The organism is Staphylococcus sp. HMSC071G07 (assembly GCF_001811435.1).
Classification (GTDB): Bacteria; Bacillota; Bacilli; order Staphylococcales; family Staphylococcaceae; genus Staphylococcus; species Staphylococcus pettenkoferi.
This window is the reverse complement of sequence record NZ_KV804750.1, coordinates 243,431-266,120: the sequence shown is the minus strand read 5'-3', so window position 1 is coordinate 266,120 and position 22,690 is coordinate 243,431. Positions and strand designations below refer to the sequence as shown.

General features: G+C 38.7%; 22 protein-coding genes and 1 other RNA gene. 2 read left to right on the top strand and 21 right to left on the bottom strand.

Going from position 1 to position 22,690, the window contains the following annotated elements; translation table 11 throughout:
- Positions 1–113 precede the first annotated feature (113 nt).
- The 7 genes from HMPREF2802_RS01320 to HMPREF2802_RS01290 form a co-directional block, all read right to left on the bottom strand.
- On the bottom strand, positions 114–752 hold the full coding sequence (locus HMPREF2802_RS01320) for an SDR family oxidoreductase (RefSeq protein ID WP_002472164.1): 639 nt from the start codon (positions 750–752) through the stop codon (positions 114–116).
- Positions 753–1,050: 298 nt separating this feature from the next.
- Positions 1,051–1,956, bottom strand: a complete 906-nt coding sequence (gene rarD / locus HMPREF2802_RS01315; protein ID WP_070502511.1) for an EamA family transporter RarD — start codon at positions 1,954–1,956, stop codon at positions 1,051–1,053.
- A gap of 20 nt (positions 1,957–1,976) precedes the next feature.
- Positions 1,977–3,101, bottom strand: coding sequence for a THUMP domain-containing class I SAM-dependent RNA methyltransferase (locus HMPREF2802_RS01310; protein WP_002472146.1), 1,125 nt, complete (start codon positions 3,099–3,101; stop codon positions 1,977–1,979).
- Between the two features lie 135 nt (positions 3,102–3,236).
- Positions 3,237–3,613: RNase P RNA component class B (gene rnpB / locus HMPREF2802_RS01305), an RNA gene on the bottom strand.
- 154 nt (positions 3,614–3,767) lie between these two features.
- On the bottom strand, positions 3,768–4,103 hold the full coding sequence (gpsB, locus tag HMPREF2802_RS01300; protein ID WP_002472140.1) for a cell division regulator GpsB: 336 nt from the start codon (positions 4,101–4,103) through the stop codon (positions 3,768–3,770).
- Between the two features lie 314 nt (positions 4,104–4,417).
- Positions 4,418–4,978 carry an SLOG family protein gene (locus HMPREF2802_RS01295; RefSeq protein ID WP_070502510.1) on the bottom strand — a complete coding sequence of 187 codons (561 nt, stop codon included), beginning with the start codon at positions 4,976–4,978 and terminating at the stop codon, positions 4,418–4,420.
- Entirely contained in the window at positions 4,971–5,315 is a 345-nt protein-coding gene (locus tag HMPREF2802_RS01290) for a DUF1798 family protein (RefSeq protein WP_070502509.1), read from the bottom strand. The genes HMPREF2802_RS01295 and HMPREF2802_RS01290 overlap by 8 nt, the downstream gene beginning before the upstream one ends.
- 315 nt (positions 5,316–5,630) lie before the next feature.
- On the opposite strand from HMPREF2802_RS01290, the gene recU reads away from it, so the two are divergent.
- Both recU and HMPREF2802_RS01280 read left to right on the top strand, forming a co-directional pair.
- Complete coding sequence (recU, locus tag HMPREF2802_RS01285; protein WP_002472148.1) at positions 5,631–6,257, top strand: Holliday junction resolvase RecU; 627 nt, start codon at positions 5,631–5,633, stop codon at positions 6,255–6,257.
- Positions 6,254–8,542: a transglycosylase domain-containing protein gene (locus tag HMPREF2802_RS01280; RefSeq protein WP_070502508.1), complete on the top strand. Its 2,289-nt coding sequence runs from the start codon at positions 6,254–6,256 to the stop codon at positions 8,540–8,542. Before recU ends, HMPREF2802_RS01280 begins: the two co-directional genes overlap by 4 nt.
- Before the next feature lie 119 nt (positions 8,543–8,661).
- Here HMPREF2802_RS01280 and HMPREF2802_RS01275 read toward each other — a convergent pair whose 3' ends face one another.
- The 14 genes from HMPREF2802_RS01275 to aroB form a co-directional block, all read right to left on the bottom strand.
- Positions 8,662–8,997, bottom strand: a complete 336-nt coding sequence (locus HMPREF2802_RS01275) for a YpoC family protein (protein WP_070502507.1) — start codon at positions 8,995–8,997, stop codon at positions 8,662–8,664.
- 3 nt (positions 8,998–9,000) lie between these two features.
- Positions 9,001–9,663: an endonuclease III gene (nth, locus tag HMPREF2802_RS01270; RefSeq protein WP_070502506.1), complete on the bottom strand. Its 663-nt coding sequence runs from the start codon at positions 9,661–9,663 to the stop codon at positions 9,001–9,003.
- Positions 9,653–10,339 (bottom strand): DnaD domain-containing protein, encoded by a 687-nt coding sequence (locus tag HMPREF2802_RS01265; RefSeq protein ID WP_049410413.1) that lies wholly within the window; start codon positions 10,337–10,339, stop codon positions 9,653–9,655. The genes nth and HMPREF2802_RS01265 overlap by 11 nt, the downstream gene beginning before the upstream one ends.
- A 44-nt stretch (positions 10,340–10,383) precedes the next feature.
- Complete coding sequence (locus HMPREF2802_RS01260; RefSeq protein WP_070502505.1) at positions 10,384–13,071, bottom strand: helicase C-terminal domain-containing protein; 2,688 nt, start codon at positions 13,069–13,071, stop codon at positions 10,384–10,386.
- Between the two features lie 21 nt (positions 13,072–13,092).
- Complete coding sequence (locus tag HMPREF2802_RS01255; protein WP_002472142.1) at positions 13,093–14,064, bottom strand: biotin--[acetyl-CoA-carboxylase] ligase; 972 nt, start codon at positions 14,062–14,064, stop codon at positions 13,093–13,095.
- Positions 14,048–15,253 carry a CCA tRNA nucleotidyltransferase gene (locus HMPREF2802_RS01250; RefSeq protein WP_070502504.1) on the bottom strand — a complete coding sequence of 402 codons (1,206 nt, stop codon included), beginning with the start codon at positions 15,251–15,253 and terminating at the stop codon, positions 14,048–14,050. The genes HMPREF2802_RS01255 and HMPREF2802_RS01250 overlap by 17 nt, the downstream gene beginning before the upstream one ends.
- Positions 15,246–16,379, bottom strand: a complete 1,134-nt coding sequence (bshA, locus tag HMPREF2802_RS01245) for an N-acetyl-alpha-D-glucosaminyl L-malate synthase BshA (protein WP_070502503.1) — start codon at positions 16,377–16,379, stop codon at positions 15,246–15,248. The genes HMPREF2802_RS01250 and bshA overlap by 8 nt, the downstream gene beginning before the upstream one ends.
- A 39-nt stretch (positions 16,380–16,418) precedes the next feature.
- Entirely contained in the window at positions 16,419–16,736 is a 318-nt protein-coding gene (locus HMPREF2802_RS01240) for a nucleotide pyrophosphohydrolase (RefSeq protein ID WP_002472157.1), read from the bottom strand.
- Between the two features lie 291 nt (positions 16,737–17,027).
- On the bottom strand, positions 17,028–17,726 hold the full coding sequence (locus HMPREF2802_RS01235) for a zinc metallopeptidase (protein ID WP_049410400.1): 699 nt from the start codon (positions 17,724–17,726) through the stop codon (positions 17,028–17,030).
- Positions 17,727–17,750: 24 nt separating this feature from the next.
- Complete coding sequence (locus HMPREF2802_RS01230) at positions 17,751–18,365, bottom strand: DUF1405 domain-containing protein (protein ID WP_070502502.1); 615 nt, start codon at positions 18,363–18,365, stop codon at positions 17,751–17,753.
- A gap of 4 nt (positions 18,366–18,369) precedes the next feature.
- A complete protein-coding gene (locus HMPREF2802_RS01225) occupies positions 18,370–18,927 on the bottom strand; it encodes a YpiB family protein (protein WP_070502501.1) in 558 nt (185 codons plus the stop codon).
- Between the two features lie 132 nt (positions 18,928–19,059).
- Positions 19,060–20,304 carry a tetratricopeptide repeat protein gene (locus HMPREF2802_RS01220; RefSeq protein WP_070502500.1) on the bottom strand — a complete coding sequence of 415 codons (1,245 nt, stop codon included), beginning with the start codon at positions 20,302–20,304 and terminating at the stop codon, positions 19,060–19,062.
- Positions 20,305–20,306: 2 nt separating this feature from the next.
- Positions 20,307–21,605: a 3-phosphoshikimate 1-carboxyvinyltransferase gene (gene aroA / locus HMPREF2802_RS01215; protein WP_070502499.1), complete on the bottom strand. Its 1,299-nt coding sequence runs from the start codon at positions 21,603–21,605 to the stop codon at positions 20,307–20,309.
- Positions 21,606–21,614: 9 nt separating this feature from the next.
- The gene (gene aroB / locus HMPREF2802_RS01210) at positions 21,615–22,682 is read right to left on the bottom strand and encodes a 3-dehydroquinate synthase (protein ID WP_070502498.1); all 1,068 of its coding nucleotides are present in this window, start codon (positions 22,680–22,682) and stop codon (positions 21,615–21,617) included.
- Positions 22,683–22,690: the final 8 nt, after the last annotated feature.

Here is a 22,690-nt window from a genome sequence, read left to right as displayed (position 1 = left end):
TTATTGACTATAGAAAGAGACAATTTCTATAGCCTATCCATAGAAATTGTCTCTTTAGCATTAATATAGTGATATAAAATTTAATATCTTATTGAAATTGTAATACTTTTAAATTATAAATCTCGTGGTGCATCTCCATCGGTATTGGGCTTGTTTACACCGATATCTTCACGTGAATAGAGCTCTGGATGTTTCGCAATTTCCACCATGAGCGCACCTATACTTTTACGAGAAACCTCAGTACCTTTAAATGTTTCGTCCTTTTTAGTGATTTCGTAATCGACTTCGTTTAAGTTTGTTAACCAAGCAGGACGAATCAATGTGTAATCAAGACCAGATTGTTCGATCGTCTGAGCTGCTTTACGGTAAATATCTAAACGATTACCTAAGTGTTCTTCAACCCAATCTTGGAACGGTTGAGGGACTTCGTTATTCACACCTAGCGCAGTGACAAAGAGCAGACGTTTCACTTCGTTCTCTTGCATTGCTTGGACAATCGTTTCAGCTTCTTGATCTAAGTCACCTGAAAGACTTGCAATAACGATATCGACATCTGCCATTGCTGCACTAACAGCTTCGAAATCTGTCGCATCGCCCTCTCTTACACGAATACGGTCAGATGCATAGTCTGGCAATCTGTTTGCATCTCTGAGGAAAAGTCTTAAAGTATAAGTTGTATTTTCTAGAAATGAATTGATAGCGGCTTTAGAAACTTTGCCGTTTGCCCCTAATATGAGTACACGTCGTGTCACTATTAATCACTCCTATTCTAAAGATAGATATACTACATATTAATCATTAAAGTAATTTCAATCGCATTTTTAATATGGTGCTTGAAAACGAGAACAGAATTTTGCTATTTAGGTTGATCTTCGTTCAAGCTCTAATTATTACTTTTATAATTGATTTTAATTAATGATTATTTAATGCTAACTCTCTTTCTTTTCCCATATACCTTACTACACTTTGATAAATATTACTAATTAAATACTTATAATTACCGAAGTTATAACGTGATTGAAATGTATAATTAATGTAAAGGTTTTCAAGTTATTTAACTAACGGATTTTTACTTTTCTTCATTTTAATATACTGGGAGATACTGTACACGATAATACCAACCCAGATAAAGACAAAGGTGATAAACTGATGGATATCGAATGGTTCTTTGAAGACAAAGATACCGAGTATAAAGATTAACGTTGGACCTACATATTGAATAAATCCTGTTAATGACAACGGGATGCGTTGTGCACCTGCAGAGAATAGGATGAGTGGAATTGCTGTTATGGCACCTGAGAATAACAACCAGAATGTTGGCATGTTGATACCAGATGTCATATGACCTTGTTGCCAGATCACCCATAAATAAATGAGACCTGCCGGCGCAGTCACGATACATTCGATAGTGATACTACTGATAGAGTTCATTGGTACTACCTTTTTAATCAACCCGTAAAAGCCAAATGAGAAAGCGAGTAATAGAGATATCAATGGGAACTCGCCGACTTGAATTGTCATGTAAACGACGCCAACGAACGCAAGAATAATGGCTAACCACTCAAACTTATTAAAGCGCTCTTTCAAGAAGATGAGCGCGAGTAAGATGCTCACGAGAGGATTGATATAGTAGCCGAGACTCGTTTGTAAGACGTGCCCATTGTTGACGGCCCAAATAAATGTCCCCCAGTTAATCGTTATCACGTAACCCGCGACGATAATCGCTATGAGTTGTATAGGATGTTTGAAAAGTTGATTCACATCTGCACCGAAATGTGTTTGTTTGGAGACAATCGCAACGATGAGCATGAAAATCATCGATAGGACGATACGAAATGCGAGAATCTCGAAAGGTCCTATGCCGTGAATTAAATGCCAATAGAGCGGCAAGATGCCCCATAAAATATAAGCAGATAGTGCAAAGAATATGCCCTTTTTCATTTCGTTATTGTGCATATAGGCCCTCCTTTAAATGATTACTTCTTAGCACCCCAATATTGGTAATATGTGCATTCGATATAACCGTTAAAGAGCTTACGACGCTTTGTAGCTTTACGGTTTACAAGATGTTCGAATTCTTTATTGCTCGTTAAGATATAGGCAGAAAGATGTGGATGAGCTTTCATTAGCTTTCCAATGTAGCGATACATCGTTTCTACTTCTTCACGATCTCCGATACGTTCACCATATGGTGGATTACCTATTAAAGCGACAGGGTCGTCATGATCGATAGAAAGCGTGTTAACATCTTTGACTTTGAATTGAATAATTTCAGAAAGCCCCACTTCTTCTGCGTTTCGTTTAGCGATTTCGACCATTTCTGGATCGATATCATAAGCATACACTTCAACTTCTCGATCGTAATCTGCAGCTTGATCTGCTTCAGCTCTGAGTTTGTCGTACATATCGTCAGGCATAAACTCCCACGATTCAGAGACAAATTCACGATTGAAGCCAGGTGCAATATTTTGAGCAATCAAGCATGCTTCAATTGCAATAGTTCCTGAACCGCAGAATGGGTCGATCAGTGGTGTTGAACCTGTCCAGTTCGCGAGTTTCACTAGACTTGCAGCCAACGTTTCTTTCAGTGGCGCTTCACCTTGAGCGACACGATAACCTCTTTTATTCAAACCTGAACCAGAAGTATCGACCGTGAGTAAGGCTTCATCTTTCAACAAAGCGACTTCAATAGGGTATTTAGAACCTGTTTCATCGATCCAGCCTTTAATATTAAAAGCTTGCTTTAAACGTTCTACGATGGCCTTTTTAACAATCGCCTGGCAATCTGGAACACTGTGCAATGTGGACTTCACACTACGACCTTGTACTGGGAATTGACCGCCCTCTTCGATGATCGTTTCCCAAGGTAATGCCTTAGTAGATTCGAATAAATCTTCGAATGTTGTAGCTTTAAAACGCCCTACGACAAGCTTGATACGATCGGCCGTACGCAACCATAAATTGCACTTCGCGATCGCTTCTTCATCACCTTCAAAGAATATACGTCCGTTCTCCACTGTCGTCTCATAACCTAAATCTTGAATTTCGCGTGCGACGATAGCTTCAAGGCCCATCGGACAGACTGCTAATAATTGGTACATGATTTCGCTCCTTTATCTCTTCTTGTATAGTTATATTATCAAATGTTACAGGGATTGAATATGCGATAATAGCTATTCTTATATGTAAAAAAGCTCTCCTGAGCATACAGGAGAGCGATCAACTAGTGATGGTATTTATATAAGCCATGTTCTGTACCATCGTACTGCTACGTGCACTAGTTACACTTGTACTCCGGTGGTAATCATCTGTCTGAGATGAGCACATGACTCATCTCCTCGTTAATACGTTGAATTCCGCTTAACAAGTGCTCCTACCAAATTTGGATTGCTCACTCGAGGGGTTTACCGCGTTCCACCTTTTGTGTTTCCACAAAAGCTACGTCACTGTGGCACTTTCAAACTATTCTAATCTTATCTCTCGACTTAGATTATTTCATTGCCGTCAATTATTTGCCTTGACTTATGATTTCATCAAGCACGAACACTACAGTCGTCTCAGACTGTGTGAGCATGGACTTTCCTCTATATTGCTATAGCGATTACCCTAAATACCATCTTTCAAATTATATCATTTCACTGGGTCACTCACAATAGACATACCTTAATCCGATAAAATGCGAGTCTACGACAATCACTAGATTTGATTGCACTTAGACTCGCGATTATGTGTTTTACTGTACGTAAATGTCCTTGTTTACATAAGTATTATTTCTTTTGTCCAAAGACTGCTTTTTCTAAATTAGATAAACGTTTAAGAATATCCACGTTGTTATTGCCACTATTTGAAGAGAAACTTTTATTCTCTTGTGGACGTGAAGTAGCAACACGTAAACGTAATTCTTCAAGTTCTTTCTTTAGTTTATGATTTTCTTCTGAAAGTTTAACGACTTCACTATTAAGATCAGACATTTTTTGATAATCAGCAATGATGTCGTCTAAGAAAGCATCCACTTCCTCACGACGATAACCACGTGTCATTGTTTTTTCGAAGTCCTTTTCATAAATATCCTTTGCAGTAAGCTTTAAAGATACATCTGACATATCTCTCACCTCATTTATAATATTCATCAAAAAATTAGGACACCTTGTTATCTATTTCTCATTTATATAGCTTTACTTTAGCGAGATCTTCTCACGCGAAATGTGAATATACATCGAATAAAGATGATGTAGAGTTAAACGCTTCACGTATGCATATGCATGTCGCTAAATAGGTGTGTCCTAATATTAAATTGCATATAACATTATATTACCCATTCACTTTTAAAGTATGCTTGTCCTCATACCTTATCTTTATCATATAATCGAGCCATGCAATGGAATCGACGACCTTTCAGCTACGGCCTATTCTACTGTTAAAAATCACTTTGTTCCCATTGCAAATCGTTCACGAACTCGCTCAAATCGTCGAGTGTAACAATGTCACAAGTATAATTTGTTTTATCCATAAAATCAACTAACTTCTTCTTGAAAAACTTTGGTGTGGCCTCTCTCTCATCATCATAGACTAGAAGTGTCATGTCTGTGTGATCTAACATGAACTGATCCGTGCGTTGAAACTGATATGGACCTTGGTACCCCTCATGAAATACGCTATCGACGAAATCTGCTTGTTCAGTGATTTGCATGTACTTGAGTTGATTTGTCTCATTCCAACGCTCAGTATGGTGTTCAAATGGTGTGACAATGCCGAGTTTCACCTCTGGGTACGTCTCTTTAAGTTGGATGACTGTTTCAGCTGCCCAGAGCTCAATTCCCATTTGACCTTGAATCAATACCCACTCTAAACCTTCCTCTATCAACGCAGTTAGACGACGTTCAAGGAATGCTTTAATGTAATAGACTGCCGGATCGTCATCTTTGAAGATGCCTAGTTCGAATGATTTATATCCTGTTACGTAAATCGTCTTAATCATTGCATTCACCATTTCGTTTAATTTGATTTAAATCATAGCGTACGGCTTTTAATTTCTCATTAAAGAGTTTACGGCTTGTTCGTGCGAAGTGACACTCTACTGACAAGTCTTGAAGATTTGAAATGAGTAAAGAGAATTTGGATTCATTAAAGTAATTCACTTTCTGAGTAATTACATTTTGATATGTTTTTAAGTCAGCTATGAGTGCATCAATACGTTCAGCATACGGTAGCACTATACTATAGAATGAATCCTCTTCCTGTTCATGTTTCACTGCATCGAAACGTTGTTCCATGTATTGGAGTTCATCAAGAAATTGATTGATGAGTTCGTACAATTAAATCACCTACCTCATTTAATTTATCACATTCCTCAGTTCCACGTCATGTCGCACTCTAGTCCACGATGTATTTGTTTAAAGTTGATTTTAAAGGTAAAATAATGAGAGGAGATGCGTCGCCACAACATAAGGATGCTCAACTCAAGAAATGATTCATCTCAAATATAGTTAATTTAAACTCACCATTGAACTACAGTGAGAGCGTAAACATCGTCCTTGTTTAAGTGTGGTATGGCGAATTGATTTGGAAAACACGCATTTTTAATGTATAATAAGTAAAGTTTTGATTAACTATTAAAAGTGGTGACAATGATGAATTATCCAAATGGGAAGCCATTTTTGAGAAATAAGACTCAAGACGGACGTTCTAAGCCTAAGCAACATAGTAACATTGACTATGGTGGCCGAGGTATGACGCTTGAGAAGGATATTGAACGTTCGAACAAGTACTATTTGCGTGAAGGTCGTGCGGTAATACATAAGAAGCCGACGCCCGTTCAAATTGTCAATGTTCATTATCCTAAGCGCAGTAAGGCTGTGATTAACGAAGCTTATTTCAGAACACCGTCAACCACAGATTACAATGGAATCTATAAAGGTTATTATATTGACTTTGAAGCGAAAGAGACAAAGAACAAGACTTCCTTTCCATTAAGTAATATTCACGACCACCAAGTTGATCATATGCAGGCGTGTTATTTACAACATGGTCTGGTGTTTTTACTCATTCGTTTTAAGACGCTTAACGAGGTCTATCTCCTACCTTTCTCGAAGTTCAAATACTTCTGGGAGAGATATAAAAATGGAGTGAAAAAGTCGATTAAGGTTGAAGAAATGCGTGAAAATAGTTACTATATTCCGTATCAGTATCAACCGAGATTGAATTACCTCGAAGCTGTAGATAAGTTGATATTAGATGAAAGTGAGGACCGCGTATGACGGAAAAGAAAGGGGCTTCTCAATCTAATAAGAACAATGGGAAGTCCAATCAAAAAAAGAATAGAAACATCAAGAGAACGATTATCAAGATTATCGGCTTTATCATCATCGCGTTTATCATCCTAGCACTCGTAGGTATCTTGCTTTTTGCTTACTATGCATGGAAAGCACCTGCTTTTACCGAATCGAAACTGCAAGATGATATCCCAGCGAAGATTTATGATAAAGATGGCAATCTGATGAAGACCTTGGATAATGGTCAGCGTCGTGCACACGTGAAGTTAAATGATGTTCCTGAGAACATGCGTAACGCTGTTCTGGCAACAGAAGATAACAGCTTCTACAAACATGGTGCGATCGACTATAAACGTTTCGTCAAAGCGGCGTTAAGTAACGTCACTGGTGGCTTTGGTGCCCAAGGTGGTTCCAGCTTAACGCAACAAGTTGTGAAACGTTCCTTCTTAACTGATAAGAAGACAATTGGTCGTAAGGCGCAAGAGGCATACCTATCCTATCGTCTTGAACAAGAGTACAGTAAAGATGAAATCTTCGAAATGTACTTGAACAAGATTTACTACTCTGATGGTGTAACTGGTATTAAAGCAGCAGCTAAATACTACTTCAACAAAGACTTGAAAGACTTAAACTTAGCTGAAGAAGCTTACCTCGCAGGTTTACCACAAGTTCCAAACTCTAACAATATTTACGATTACCCTAAACAAGCGGAACATCGTAAAGACGTTGTGCTTTATCTCATGGCTCGTCACCATAGAATTTCTGATAAAGAGAAGAAAGAAGCACAAGATACGTCATTACAGAAGAACTTGGTTAAACGTAGTGCAGAGGATCGTCAAGTTAAAGACGAAGATAAGAATCCAGAGTATGCTTCATACATCAACTTTGTGAAATCTGAGTTAATGAACAACAAAGAATTCAAAGGTAAAAACCTCGGTGATGTATTAAACAGTGGTGTTAAGATCTACACAAACATGGATGCCGACGTACAGAAATCGTTACAGAACCGTATTGATAACGGTAACTACTACAAGAACGATGACCAACAAGTTGGCTCTTCTATCGTAGACAGTCAATCTGGTGCCCTAGTCGCTATTTCAGGTGGACGTCATTTCAAAGACATTGTTGATCGAAACCAAGCGACAGATGCTCACCCTACTGGTTCATCACTTAAGCCATTCTTAGCTTACGGACCAGCAATTGAGAACATGCAATGGGCAACAAACCACGGTATCCAAGACGAATCTTCTTATCAAGTGGATGGTACGACATTCCGAAACTATGACACGAATGGTCACGGTCTCGTGAAGATGTATGACGCATTACGTCAAAGTTTCAACATCCCAGCGCTTAAAGCTTGGCAACAAACGAAAGAGAATGCCGGTGAAAGTGCTCCGAAAGATTTCGCATCTAAAGTCGGACTTGATTATGAGAAGAATCCAACTGCGCCAGACGTTCTTGGTGGTGCGTCTTCAGAATTCTCACCTACTCAATTAGCTTCTGCATTCGCATCATTAGCTAATGGCGGTGAGTACAACAACGCACACTCAATCAAGAAAGTCGTTAAGCAGAATGGTGATACAATCGAATACGACCATACAAGTCATAAAGCAATGCAAGACTATACGTCTTACATGTTAGCTGAAATGCTGAAAGGTACATTCGAAGCATACGGTTCAGCTTACAATCATGGTGTAGACGGTGTTAACCTTGCTGCTAAGACAGGTACAAACAACTACGACCCTAATATTCAAGCGAAATACGGTTTACCAGACAACGCAGCACCTGATACTTGGATTAACGGTTTCACTCCTAAATACAGCATGTCTGTATGGATGGGCTTCAATAAAGTTAAACAAGGTGGTACGAACTCATTCGTTGGTCACAGCGAGCAAGAGTATCCACAATTCCTCTTACGTGATGTCATGAGTGACATTTCACCTAAAGATGGTAAAGACTTTAAGAAACCTAGCTCTGTATCTGGTGATTCTAAAGATAGCCTTTCTGTTGCAAACCATCCTGACGGTAATACAACAAGTCAGAAACCAAATGGCCAAGGTAGCAGTAGCTCTAGTAGCAATAGTAGTTCTAGCAACTCAAGCAGCTCAAATAACTCAAATAGCTCTAATCGCCAAGGTCAACAACAAACAGGTCAGCAACAACAAGGTAATCAACAACAGACAGGACAACAAACTGGTAACAACGGTGGCAATGCACTAACAAGATTGTTCCATTTAAATTCAGTCTTTGATTTCTTCAAAGCATCATAATTAAATGAGAGCATAATAAATACCCTTCAGTTATTTCTTAATTGAAATAGCTGAAGGGTTTATTTTTTAGTTTGAGGACTTTTTCTATTTAGTTGCTTAACTTCAGTTACGTAAGCATGCTATCCTCTTTTCTCTCTCTTGCGGCGAATTTGATACGACGCGTTCATTTTGATGAGCTCATCTTTCATCGTCTTCATTTGACGATAACCCATAAAGTGGTATTTACGCATTTGAATATAATCATAACGTTCTTTGAAGTTCATAGGAACGACAGGATAATCGTTTAAGTGGTCAAAGTCGATCTCGTCTATTTCGTTGATCATTTTAAAGAACGACAGGATTAACTCTAAATATTGATCTAAAAGTTGTTGAGCTTCAGAAGATTTCAGTTGTTTCCGTTTCACATAGGGATCGATTTGCGCTTCAAGTTGTTCGAAATCCGCTTTCTTAATCATGCTTTATTTCGCCTCTCTTAACTTCGCTTTATAGCGTTTCTGCCCTTCTCTACAATCATCAAATAAAGGACATACATCACATTTGGGTGAACGAGCGAGACAGTGATAGCGACCGAAGAAGATGAGTTGATGATGCGTACGATTCCAACGTTCACGTGGCACGACTTTACAGAGTTTCTCTTCAACTTGACGCACATTATCTTTCCAACGACAAATACCAAGACGTTTAGAGACACGTTCAACGTGTGTATCCACGGCTAAGGAAGGTTCGTCGAACGCAACACTCATCACGACATTCGCTGTCTTACGTCCCACTCCAGCAAGACTTTCGAGCTCTTTATGAGTTCGCGGGATTTCCCCATTAAACTTATCAAGAAGTGAACGACATAGCTTTTGAATATTCTTCGCTTTGTTCCGATAAAGCCCAATAGTGCGAATATCATTCTCTAACTCTTCTTGAGGCACTTGTAAGAAATCCTCAGCTGTATGATATTTTTGGAATAACTTTGCTGTGACTTTATTCACGGAATTATCCGTCGTTTGAGCTGAAAGGAGAACTGCAATCGTCAGCTGAAATGGGTTGTCATGTTTCAGTTCACATTCAGCATCAGGAAACATGTCACTGATGACATCTATCATTTGTAACGCTTTCTTATTACTTACCATCTTTACTCTCTCCATTTAACCAATCAAACTTCGGTATTTTTTTAACTTTGTGGGTCATTTGAGGCTGTCGGTACTGTTGACTCACCTTTTTAGATTCTTCCACAGTCTTAACATCTTTCTTCTTCCAATTGAGTAATATGCGATCCATATATTTAAAACTGAGCTTATCATGACTCTCAGCCTCATTTAACGCTGCTTGAATAATTTCTAAATCGTGTTGATCAATATCTATCCACTGATTCAGCGTCTCGATTTCATAAGGAGATAATGGACGTCCAAAGGCTTGTTCAATTCGTTGAAAGAGCGTATTAAATTGCAATTTCGCTTCATCTTCAGCTTGAGTAAGTTGTGTGGCTTCGATTACCTGACTGAGCTTATCGTAAAATGGATCGAGATTCATATACTCTGTGAACTTACCTTCTTCATTTTTATTTACGTTCAACTCAAGAAGTTCACATTGTATTAAGCGCTGAATAATAGCCGTGATTTCTCTAGCGGCTAAAGTTGTACCTTGTTGTAAGACTTCGATTGAAGGTTGCTTATTTGACGTTTCAGCAGCGTACAATAACTTAATGAGTATGACGAAATCCGTTTCGTTGATACCTAACTCGTTGTAATGATCTAACAATGCTTTGTGTATCACAACAGGACGCTCTCTTAGTTGGTACTTATCCACTTCTATCTCCCTCCTTTCTCGGCGCGCTATTTATTTTAAAGTTATTATTTATTCCGTAACTTTGATAGAATTTTTTCAAACTGTTTAATATTGCCCTGACGTTGATGGTAGCTTTCTAACGCTTGTGTGAAGAACTTACGATAGTTGCTCGTCGTTAAGCGATTATCGAATGATACGATAATGCCTTGATCATCTTCACTACGGATCAAGCGGCCTAATCCTTGTCTAAAACGCGTTACTGCATCAGGCAGAATGTAGTCTTTAAATGGTGAGTCAAATTCAGATTGCATTAACCAATAGCGCGTGCTGTGTTGATTCATGAATGGTAGTTTGGCAATCATCACACATTTTACCCCGTTCGCTTGGAAGTCAAATCCTTCAAAGAACGTATTTGTGCCAAGCAAGATCGCTTTGTCAAAGCTGTTGAACTGCTGTACCACTTTGTAGTTCTGATTCTGCTGTTGGGTGAGCAGAATGTAGTCTTCAAATTCTGGTAAATCATAGAGCATTTCGTAAACTGCATACATCATGCGATAGCTAGTGAATAGTATGAGACACTTAGACTCTACTTGTGTGACATAAGACACGATGTAGTTAATCATTGAGTGAATATAATCTTCAGTACTTTGAGGATTATAGCTTGCTACATCATTGGGTATGAAGACAGTCGGACGTTTCTTCGAAGACAACGTAGGTGCGTCAATTTCATAGCTTTTCATCGGTTTATCTGTATTAAACCACTGTTGAAAATGCTTAAACGAATGATTAAATGTCAGTGTACCAGAGATAAATGTGAGTGCTTTAAATTTATCAAGCACTTGAGACTTCAAGATATCTTTCACTGCAAAGTCTTTGATATGCAGCTGAATTGTTGATTTTTCATATTTATTTTTAAGCGACAGATAACAAGTGTGTTGATCTTTCAAACTTTGATAAATCGCTTTAAATTGATCGTTAATATACAGAAGTTGTTTACGGAAGTTCTTAATGATCTTATGACTCATTCCGTTAAAATATTCTAAAGTCATATTCAGTTTATGAATAATAAGCTTAATCTTCTCTTGAATTAACTCCGTATCAAATTCATAAACGAAGTGCAGTTTCTGTGTTTCATCGTCATACATATGCTCAGGAAGTATCGAATTATAAATTTCTGTGAAAAGTGCTTCATTTAACTCATGAAGTTCATTAATATCAGTTTTCAAGCCAAAGACATCAATCGGTGGAATATCTAATTTCTCTAGTATGCGTTGTTGTTCCAGTTGATCTACATCATAAAGCATCTTCTCATTCTCTGTCTTTCCTATTAAACCGAGTTGATACTTCACATCAGCATAACTTAGCGTCGTTGTAACTTGATTTAATGCGTACTCAGGTAAGCGATGTGCTTCATCAATGATACAATCGTCAAAGAGTTGATAAATTGCATTATCTTGAGACGCGTGAATAAGATGAGCATGATTCGTAATACCGATTTGAATATTATGCGCATTACGTTTGATGTAATTGTAATAATGTAAGTCATTTTTGACAGGCACATACGTCTCAATCTTTTGGTCAAAATACATCTTTTGACCACCCTTGAGATTGAGCTCGTGAATATCCCCTGTTTGCGTCTCAGTAACCCAGATGAGAAGTTGCATTTTTAAAATATTCACTTCATAGTTCGTTGACGGTTCTTTTAAAATTTCGCTGATTAAACCAAGTGAAATGTAATCTTTCTTACTTTTAATCATAGATGCATTAATTTTTAAATTTAGCGCTTCTTTCAGTTTAGGTATATCTTTTTCTAATAATTGATGTTGCAGCAACTTCGTATTCGTAGAAATCATTACATATTGACCTGTTTCAAAGTTGTACATTAAAGCCGCCAATAAATAAGCGAGAGACTTTCCACTACCGAGTGGCGCTTCAATCATCGCTTTATCGCTATGCATGAGCTGCTCTAATATAAGCTCAGTTAGATATAATTGTTGCGGTCGATAAGTCAAATCTAAAGCTGCAGTCACTTGTTCATATAACGATTTGAGTGAATGAATCGTAGGCTTTGAAGGTGCTTTGAAATCCACTTGCTTACGATATAGGACTTGCTCGAATTGCTCGAAGTCTTTGGAAATCGTTGTTTGATTGCTGTGACGTACCATATTAAAGATGATATCGTGCAAATCATACTTGAGATTTTTACTTAAATAATATATTTGCTTTAACGTATCGACAGGGAGCTGCTCTAGCTTTTGAAATGCAGTAATCATCAGTTGAGCTGTCGTCGTTGCGTCCTCATCCGCACGATGTGCATGCGCCAAGTCGATATTGTGTCTTTCAGCAAGCTCACTTAGTTGATAACTTTTATCTGTAGGAAAAGCAATCTTGAATAATTCAAGTGTATCTAGCACTTTCTTTGGTTTGTAAGTGATATGACAGTTTTTAAAAGCACGTTGAATAAAGTTCAAGTCAAAGGCAACGTTATGTGCCACGAAGATACAATCTTGCAACTTCGCATGTACCGTTTGAGCTATATCTTTAAAATAAGGTGCTTGATCAATCATTTCTTGTTCAATAGCTGTTAAAGCCTGAATGAAAGGAGGAATCTCAATATCCGTATTGACCATTGAATGGTACGTATCGATAATTTCATTGTTACGAACGAAAGTGATTCCAATTTGAATAATGGCATCTGTCTCTAGCTGGTTTCCGGTCGTCTCTAAATCGACCACGGCATAGCAAGGTTGCATAGAGTGTCCCTCCTCTCTGTGTTAAAGCTCTATGTCTGCACTCATTAATTTACGTTGTTGGCCTTGTTGATCTTCGATGATTAAGAAACCATCCTGATCAATATCAATTGCTCGTCCATCAATCGTTTCATCGTTTTCAGTAAATCTTAAAGATTTATTCCAAATATTTGAAGCTTTGATATATTCTTCTCGAATGTCGCTGAAGGGTTGTTTCACGAATTGATTGTAGCGATAATTAATTTCTTTGATTAAACGTTGTAAGAATGCATAGCGATTAATCTTCTCATTCGCATGTAGGCGCATACTTGTGGCTTTAGTGCTCAACTCGCCCTCAAAGTCTTCCGCATGATGGTTCATATTAATCCCAATACCACATATCACGGCTTCAATACCATCATTATTTGCAACCATTTCTGTTAAGAAACCACAGACTTTGCGCCCATCAATATAGACATCATTAGGCCATTTTACCGTTACTGGATCGAGTGAGAAAGGTTGAATTGCATCTCTTATACCTAAAGCGATAAATAAATTGAAAGTCGTGATCATTGAGAATGGCACTTGAGGTCTCAAGACGAGTGACATCCATAATCCTTTCCCTTTCGACGAATTCCAAGGGCGGTTGAAACGTCCGCGTCCTTTCGTTTGTTCGTCGCTTAACACGAGATAAGAATCATTGTTGCCGACTAACAATTGTTTCGCGAGTAACTGAGTTGAATCGACGGTTGAGTGAACTTCAATGTGGTCGAAGCAATCTTGCTGCTGAATCAATGGGAGCACGATTCCACTATACCATTTGTCTGGTAAATCAATTAAGCGATACCCACGCTGATTGACGGATTCGATGTGGCATCCCTCTTCTTTCAAACGATCAATGACTTTCTTCACAGCTGTGCGTGAAATGCTGAGTTGTGTTGCAATATATTGACCGGAGATATACTCTGATTGGTGTTCGTATAACATTTGTATAACATCTTTACTGTATTTCGACATGTTGATCCATCCATTCTAATAATGCTTTGTGTTGATTGATGACCTGTTCATTAACTACAGCGAGTTCTAACTCTCTGAGTGCATGTTTCACCCATTTGCCGCCTTTAAGCCCTGTATGAGACATTAAATCTTTGCCAGTTACATCAAGCTCGTTACGTTGACGAATCGGAAGTTGTTGTGCAATTTCTTCTATCGTTTGCATATTAAATATGAGTGGTGAAGCAGTAGCGATATCATTGGCTATGAGAGATTCTTGTAATTGGAAACACATCTTAGCTTCTTTGGCGCCATAATCATAAATATATGTACGAAGTTGTTTCTTCGTAGTCAGTGACGGGAGTGCTTGAATCATAGCTGTTAATTTTGCAACTTCTTTTTTCTCGTCATTACTTATTTTAAGATGTGCAAGCGGCATCTCGAGCGGTTGCTGTACGTTCAGTATCGCTAGAAATGTAGTGAATGCTAAAGGTTCAACGACTTGCATCTTGTTCATATCATAATGGTTAAAATAAGGTAGATAATTGAAAGCTTCCATACCCACCATATTACGATAACCTCTCGACGCTTCATCACCCGATAATAATTTACGTAATTCGACGACCACTCGTTCTACAGAAAGATACTCAAGAGACGAACAATTCTCTTCCATAGCAGTATAAGTTGTTTGCTCGATATCAAAACCTAACTGTGCTTGAAAACGCAATCCACGAAGTATACGTAATGCGTCTTCATCAAAGCGTTCTTGCGCCTCTCCTACTGTACGAATCACCTTGTGATGGATATCTGTACGCCCGTTAAAGTAATCATGCAATTGATAATCTGTATCCATCGCAAGTGCATTCATTGTGAAATCACGTCGTTTTACATCTTCGTATAACTCGCGTACGAAATACACTTCACTTGGTCTACGATGATCAGTATATTCAGCTTCGGCTCTAAAGGTTGTAATTTCGTAATTCTCACCTTGATAAACGACATTTATCGTACCGTGCTCCTTACCTACAGGAATAGTCTTATCAAATAGTGCTTCGACTTCGTCAGGTGTAGCGCTTGTCGTGATATCAATATCATGAATAGGTCGCCTCATTATATAATCACGAACACACCCACCAACGTAATAAGCTTGGTAGCCGTGATGTTCTAACTGTTCTAAAAGTGGTTTCGCTTGTTCAAATAACGTATTAGTCATAAACTCCCTCGATTAACTGTTGATAATAATGTTCGTATTGATCTGTGATGAGTTCAGAACCGAAGCGCTGTTCAATATCTGCCAACATACTGTGTTGCAGACGTTGATATAACTCTTGATTGTTAAGAAGTTTCAAAGCATAACGGCTCGCTGCATCACTGTCACCTACGTCGACGATATAACCCGTTTCGCCATGTTTAATCACTTCTTTGATACCGCCAGCGTTAGACCCAATAGGTACCACACCTGTCTTCATAGCTTCAAGTAAAGTTAAACCGAAGCTTTCTTTCTCACTGAGTAATAATACTAAATCAGCCATTTGATAGAACTCACTGACCCAATCTTGCTTACCTAAAAATAGAATGTCATCTTGGAGATTCATTTCATGTGCTTTCGCTTTCATATCCATAAGTTCTGGTCCATCGCCGAGTAAGAGTAATTTAGCTGGTTGCTCTGCTCTCACTTTAGCAAAAGTGTCAATAATCGTATCAATACGCTTTACTTTCCGGAAGTTGGATACATGGATTAGTACCTTTTCTTCAGGCTGAATATTATAATATGATTTCAACGAATCGTCATGTTTCGTTTCAAATTCCGTTTCTCTAACGAAATTGTAGATTGTTACAATGTCTTTATCAGGTTGGACGATATCATAAGTTTGTTGTGCTAAAGCATTGCTGACACTGGTAACGAGATCACTTTGTTCAATACCGAATTTAATGCCATTTCGCAACGTATGATCATAACCGAGCACGGTGATGTCAGTACCGTGTAAGGTTGTCATAATCTTAACATCTTTCTTCTTCGCCATTTGTCTGCCTAATATACCACAAACTGCATGGGGCACAGCATAATGCATGTGCAGAATATCTAGGTCGTATTCATCAATGACTTCAGCGATTTTGGTGCTGAGTGTGATATCGTACGGTGCATAGCGAAAGACGGCATACTGATTCACTTCGACCTGATGGAATGTAATATTTGGAAGCGGCTTACGTATTCTAAAAGGTATGTTAGACGTGATGAAATGCACGTCATGGCCTCGTTCGGCAAGTTTAATTCCTAATTCAGTTGCTATAATTCCTGAACCACCCATCGAAGGATAGCATGTGATACCTATCTTCATACGTGGGCCCTCCTTTATCTCTCTTAACGGCTCTACATATTATTTACGTTCAAAACGATTTTTATCACGAGTATTGAATTTCTTCATCGTTTCATCAAAGCTTTGTGTCATATCAATCCCTAATGAATTGGCGATACATAATAACACAAACAGGTTATCGCCTAGTTCAGCTTCAATCGTATTCTCTTCTTCTGTCGATTTCTTTTTCTTTTCACCATAATAATGATTGATCTCTCTAGCTAACTCTCCAACCTCTTCAGTGAGACGGGCTTGAAGTGCGAGTGGTGAGAAATAACCGGTCTTAAATTGGCTGATATACTCATCCACTTCCTGTTGCATTTCTGACATCGTCTTCATGTAAACTCGCTCCTTGATTTAATAAAGATTTCTTATCTAGTATAGCTTAAAACGAGTGTCGATGCATTATTCATGCAATGACTTTAGGGGATGTATTAAGGTTCGAAAATATAGGCACTTCAGGTGATATTGGTTAGTAGGTTTGCATTTTACGAAGAAAAATATGGGGAATTTAAAAAGGAATGTAGATAGAGAACGCCTGAAAACGCGCCGCATTGAACGATAAAAAAGAACCGTCCCAAAACGCTAAGGAACGGGACGGATCAGTATTCATTGATAAGCTATCTAAGGTTATTCACTATTACGTGCCATTAAGATAAATCTTGCGAGTTCGGCCATAGCTACTGCAGTTGATGCAACGTAAGTCATTGCTGCAGCTGATAATACTTTCTTCGCGTGCTTGTGCTCTTTCTCATTCACAATGTTCAAGCGTTGAATTTGTTTCATCGCACGATTACTTGCGTCAAATTCAACTGGTAATGTAATCACTGAGAAGAGTACCGCGAGTGAGAACAATGCCACACCGATCCACATTGCTGTTGAACCGAGTGGTGAATGTACAAAGCCAGTTAAAATGATACCAGCAAAGATACATAAATAACCGAAGTTACTGCCAATATTCGCAAGTGGTACGAGCGCTGAACGGAACTTTAAGAAGAAATAACCTTCCGCATGTTGAATAGCGTGACCAACTTCGTGGGCCGCAATCGCTGTACCAGCTACTGATGGGCGATCATAGTTCTGTGGAGACAAGACAAGGACTTTCTTACTTGGATCGTAATGGTCAGTTAGGAAGCCTTCTCCTCTCGCAACCTCGACATCATAAATACCATTGGCGTGAAGGATTTCGAGTGCGACTTCACGACCTGTCTTACCACTAGTTGAACGCACTTGCGCGTATTTTTCGTAGTTCGACTTCACTTTGTGTTGTGCCCATAATGGAATAACCATCAGGACGATAAAGTATATAATCATATAAATAAAAGACAAAATACTCACTCCTTAATCATTATTTTACTGACTTCCTTTAAACCGGTCAACTAATTGCTCCCCTACGTGACGCGTCATTACAATGTACAGAATGATAGCGCTGACACTTAACCAAAACGTGAAATAAGCAATCAGATTTAAATGTGAAGCGATAAATGGATAAACTGGGTATTGTAAAAAAACGTAGTCAATCACATCATTATGGAATAGCCAAATTACTGCAATGATAAGACCTAACCAACTAAAGCGCATCCTCGGACTCAACAGTATAGCTTCAAGCGCCATTATACCGTGTGATAGCATCAACAACATGCCAGTAATCGTCCACATATCGTAATTAATCATGAGTATCAAATTAATGGCTACTGCCCATATACCGTATTTAAATAAACTTGTAAAAGTAAGTGCTTCGACGACGGTAGACCTTTTACCCAACAGATAAAGACCAAGTATGAGAGTCAGAAATAAAGTCGCTGTTGGACTATCTGGCACAAATACTTTAAATAACCAAGGTGCGACCACCAATTGATCTTTGTACCAGATATAGCCATAAATGGTCCCTGCTAAGTTGCAGATAAATAGCAACCAGAGCATGCGTTTAGAATACAGTAGATGAAACCAAATCGTTTGATAAACCATAATATTAGTCTCCTGATGACGAATTGAGTGAGCGTAAAGAGAATTGGTTGAGTAAATGTGAGAATTGGAAAAAGAGTTCACGTTCGTTTAATTGTAAACTTAAATCAATATTATCTTTCAAGTAATCAATAATCAATTGCTCTCGCTGCGTAGTCAAATTCAAGCGTTGAATATCTTGGGTATAAGCTCGATAATGCGGTGAGTGTAAGAGTTGTTGTAACAGTAACTCGTCTAACCGTAAGTCTCTCACTGCATCTTGAGGGAAATGAAGTTTGATATCAAATGACTCTAGCTCCGAAGTGATTTCGTAAAAGATTTCGTTCGTATTAATGAGCGTAGAATAATCATTTGAAAAACGAATGCCTTGAGCAGCTGCACCTTCCATACTTAATTCAAGTGTGGGATGAGACGGAATCATTTCATCTACGAAGTGTACTTGGCTAAGTAATTCTGGCGTTGCTTTGATGTAATTCAGCACCCATACACTGATTCGCGATTTGAAGTGATAGTTAAACAGCAAATATTCAATGTAATTGACTTTAAACTGTGTTAATTGGTTCATACCCACACCTCCTTTACCGTGATATAGCTCAACTATCAAGCGACCTATATTGCACAATTATTACAGACATAGCCTTACTCGTTGTTGGATCTTTTAAACTTTGATTTTACACACACGTCACTCTATCAACCATTATTGTTGTAAACGTTCAACTTCCTCATGCCAAGTTTCGTTTGCTGGATCAAGGTCGAGTAAGCGATTTAGAATTTCTCGACCTTCTTCTACATGACCGATTTCGATAAGATAGAAGTAATAATCGCCTAAGAAAGCGGATTGCGTCTTAAGTGTTGGATAAGCCAATTTGAAGAAATGTTGTGCTTCTTTGTCGCGCTCTTCATGACCGTACGCCACTGCGAGATGCCATTCAAACACTGGATCGAGATCCTCTTCGTCTACATAGGATAAGAGGTTAATGATGGATTCATAATCTTCTTCTTGACGGTAAAAGTCACTGAGTACAAGCACGGGTTCGTGATATGCAGGATCTACTTCTAATGCTTGAATTAAGTGTTCAACGCCATCATTGGCATCACCGTGTTCTAATTCTAACGTACCTGTTGAAACCATCAATTCTTTGTAGAACTGACTTAAACGTAAGCCTTCATTTCCGATTTCAATGGCATCTGGATAATTTTTTTCTTCTGAATATAGATGTTGTAAGTAGAGATACCCTTGCATGAAATCAGGGTCTTTAGATAATAACGTACGCACGAGTTTTGTCGCTTCTTGTATTAAATCATTTTTCTCATAAGCGATAGCTTTCTTGAAGTAATCCTCAGAATCCATTTCTTCTTCGCTCATCTCATCGAAGAGTTCAATCGCGTCCGTATAGTTACCACTTTGTAAACTACATACTGCTAAACGCGAGAAGAGATTCACATGATTAACTTCATACTCCCCTGTTTCAAGCACGGTTTCGTATTCACTCGTCGCACGTAAATATTGACCGTCATAGAAGAGGAGCTCTGCTAAAGCGAAATGGATGATTGGATCGTTAGGCTCAAGATCAATCGCTTGATTTAGCTTATCAATCGCTACTTCAATCATGTTGATTTGTTGGTAGAGGTCAGCTTCCAACATCAGACGTTCTGGGGACAATTCGACTTCAGTTAAATACTCAAGCGCTTCATCCGTCTCATTTTCCGCCATCAAACCTTCGATAAAGTAGATTAAGACTTCGCTTTCGTCAGGATATTTATGATAGAGTGTGCGGAAGACTTCTAGTCCTTGAGGTGTTAGCCCGAAATTATAAAGTGTTTCACCTAGGATAAACAATGCATCATCGTTTGAAGTTGTTAGAACCTCATTCACTCTTGAATCTAAATTGTCGAGTTTCTGCATATTGATATCATCAATTAATTTGTAAATCTCTTGCATAATTACCCCTCATTCTTCAAGTTTTGTAAGTGTGTTAAAAAGTCAGGGAAAGACACGTTGACGGCATCAAAGCGTTCAATCGTTAATGCTTCGTCTGTCAATAGTGATGCTACAGCGAGCATCATACCAATACGATGATCCGTATGGCTATCTACTGGGACATTATGAATGAGTCGAGATGGACGAATGATCATTCCGTCTTCTGTTGGAGTCAAATCAAAGCCCAATTTATTGAGTTCAGAAACCGTCGTATCGATTCGATTTGTCTCTTTGACTTTTAATTCTTCAGCATTGCGTATGCGGCTCGTGCTTTGCGCTTGCGTACACAATAACGCAATAATGGGTATTTCATCAATTGCTCTAGGAATCATACTACCTTGAATATCTATGCCTTGTAAGGACTCAGTATAACGGACACGAATGCTCGCAGTAGGTTCTGGCCCATCGGTAATATTAAAAAGTTCAATGTTCCCTTTCATTTGTTGAACGATATCGATGATACCAGAACGTGTCGAGTTAATACCAACATTGTGAATGACGATATCGCTTCCTGGAACAATTAAAGCTGCGACTATGAAATATGCAGCTGATGAAATATCGCCAGGTACATGAAAATCATTCGCCTGAATGTACTGAATGGCGTGGGATGGTAGAGTTATCACCTTACTATTGACTTCTATCGGTATATGATAATGTGTGAACATCGTCTCAGTGTGATTACGTGTTAAAGCTTTTTCAGTAATCTGTGTCGTTGATTGCGCAAATAATCCAGCGAACAGAATAGCGCTTTTAACTTGAGCGCTAGCTATAGGCATTTCGTAATTAATACCTGATAAAGTTGCCGGTTGAATGATTAATGGCGTAAAGTTATTGTCCACGCCGTGAATACGTGCTTGCATTTGGGAAAGCGGTTGAATAATGCGATCCATCGGCCTTTTACCAATAGATGCGTCCCCCGATAGCACGGCTTCAATTTGTAACCCTGATAATAACCCTGTTACTAAACGTGTCGTCGTGCCAGAATTACCTGTATACAGAACCTGATGAGGCGTATGGAAGTGTCTATAACCTTTGGAATTAACCTCTAAGCGATCTTTCTTAACTTCAATATCGACCCCGAGCTGCTGAAAGATCTTCATCGTCCGAAGACAATCTTCGCCTAATAATGGCTTATAAATAGTTGACTCACCTTGCGCTAGAGAACTGAGCATCATCGCACGGTGTGTCATCGACTTATCTCCTGGTACTTCGAGTTCACCTCGTAAAGGACCTTTAATATTTATCGTTTCATTATCTGCCACGTTCCTCACCTACTCTTTAGTTACTTGCTGCAATTCAGCGAATGCTTGTGCAAGTTCAGATTTCGTTACATGATGTGTCGTCGGTTGACCCAAGACTTTGAGCAACACCATTTGAACGCCTTGGTCATTATTCTTCTTATCTACGAGCATCAATTGATAAAGAGATTCGAATTCAAACTCGTTAATGTGTTGAAGCGGGTACGCTAACTGTTGGAAATAACGTACATAGTGTGTAACATCAAACTTTGCGTCATAAATAAGGTTAGACATGATAAATTGATAGAGTAAACCTATCGCTACAGCATGACCGTGTGGAAGATGATAGCGATATTCTACCGCATGCCCGAATGTATGGCCTAGATTGAGATATTGACGCACGCCACTTTCACGCTCATCCGCAATGACGAACTTTAATTTCGTTTCGACACCGCAGTACAAATACTTGTCGATGTCTTGCATTTCAGCTAACGCCTGTTGATTTGGATACGCATTTTCCACATCTTGAACTGCTTGTGCACTGTCTAACAACGCATGCTTATACACTTCAGCATAGCCACTCAATATTTCGCTATACGGTAGCGTTTGTAGAAAGTCTAAGTCATACAGCACTGCACTTGGCCGGTAAAATGCACCGATCAAATTCTTGCCGTGACTCGAATTAATCGCTACTTTACCACCGATACTTGAATCATGCGCTAAAAGTGTCGTCGGAATTTGAATATAATCGACACCACGTAATAGTGTCGATGCGATGAAACCGGAGAAATCACCTGTAGCACCCCCACCCATCGCAAGAATGCACGTGTTACGCGTGATTTGATGCGCTAATAAAGATTCGATTACTTGATTATAATGCTCAAGCGTCTTCATTTCTTCGCCTGCTGGTAATGGGTAAACCTGTATATCCCACTGTTTGGCAATGGATTGTATACGTTCTGACCATAAACGGTAGATATGATCATCCACAAATAAAAAGACAGTTTTATAATCTTTAATGTAATCGTCAAGTTGATCAAGTACGTGATGTGCGATTACGATAGGATAATTGCGATCAGGGTAAGTCGTAGTTAATTGCATAGTGTCAC

Excerpts from the sequence above, each read along its gene's own strand:
- HMPREF2802_RS01275 (WP_070502507.1), bottom strand. The coding sequence starts at position 8,997 with ATGATTAAGAAAGCGGATTTCGAACAACTTGAAGCGCAAATCGATCCC.
- HMPREF2802_RS01250 (WP_070502504.1), bottom strand. The coding sequence starts at position 15,253 with ATGACTAATACGTTATTTGAACAAGCGAAACCACTTTTAGAACAGTTA.
- nth (WP_070502506.1), bottom strand. The coding sequence starts at position 9,663 with ATGGTAAGTAATAAGAAAGCGTTACAAATGATAGATGTCATCAGTGAC.
- aroB (WP_070502498.1), bottom strand. The coding sequence starts at position 22,682 with ATGCAATTAACTACGACTTACCCTGATCGCAATTATCCTATCGTAATC.
- HMPREF2802_RS01280 (WP_070502508.1), top strand. The coding sequence starts at position 6,254 with ATGACGGAAAAGAAAGGGGCTTCTCAATCTAATAAGAACAATGGGAAG.
- HMPREF2802_RS01240 (WP_002472157.1), bottom strand. The coding sequence starts at position 16,736 with ATGAAGACGATGTCAGAAATGCAACAGGAAGTGGATGAGTATATCAGC.
- gpsB (WP_002472140.1), bottom strand. The coding sequence starts at position 4,103 with ATGTCAGATGTATCTTTAAAGCTTACTGCAAAGGATATTTATGAAAAG.
- HMPREF2802_RS01255 (WP_002472142.1), bottom strand. The coding sequence starts at position 14,064 with ATGTCGAAATACAGTAAAGATGTTATACAAATGTTATACGAACACCAA.
- rarD (WP_070502511.1), bottom strand. The coding sequence starts at position 1,956 with ATGCACAATAACGAAATGAAAAAGGGCATATTCTTTGCACTATCTGCT.
- HMPREF2802_RS01260 (WP_070502505.1), bottom strand. The coding sequence starts at position 13,071 with ATGCAACCTTGCTATGCCGTGGTCGATTTAGAGACGACCGGAAACCAG.
- HMPREF2802_RS01310 (WP_002472146.1), bottom strand. The coding sequence starts at position 3,101 with ATGTACCAATTATTAGCAGTCTGTCCGATGGGCCTTGAAGCTATCGTC.
- bshA (WP_070502503.1), bottom strand. The coding sequence starts at position 16,379 with ATGAAGATAGGTATCACATGCTATCCTTCGATGGGTGGTTCAGGAATT.
- HMPREF2802_RS01220 (WP_070502500.1), bottom strand. The coding sequence starts at position 20,304 with ATGCAAGAGATTTACAAATTAATTGATGATATCAATATGCAGAAACTC.
- HMPREF2802_RS01225 (WP_070502501.1), bottom strand. The coding sequence starts at position 18,927 with ATGAACCAATTAACACAGTTTAAAGTCAATTACATTGAATATTTGCTG.
- recU (WP_002472148.1), top strand. The coding sequence starts at position 5,631 with ATGAATTATCCAAATGGGAAGCCATTTTTGAGAAATAAGACTCAAGAC.
- HMPREF2802_RS01230 (WP_070502502.1), bottom strand. The coding sequence starts at position 18,365 with ATGGTTTATCAAACGATTTGGTTTCATCTACTGTATTCTAAACGCATG.
- HMPREF2802_RS01295 (WP_070502510.1), bottom strand. The coding sequence starts at position 4,978 with ATGATTAAGACGATTTACGTAACAGGATATAAATCATTCGAACTAGGC.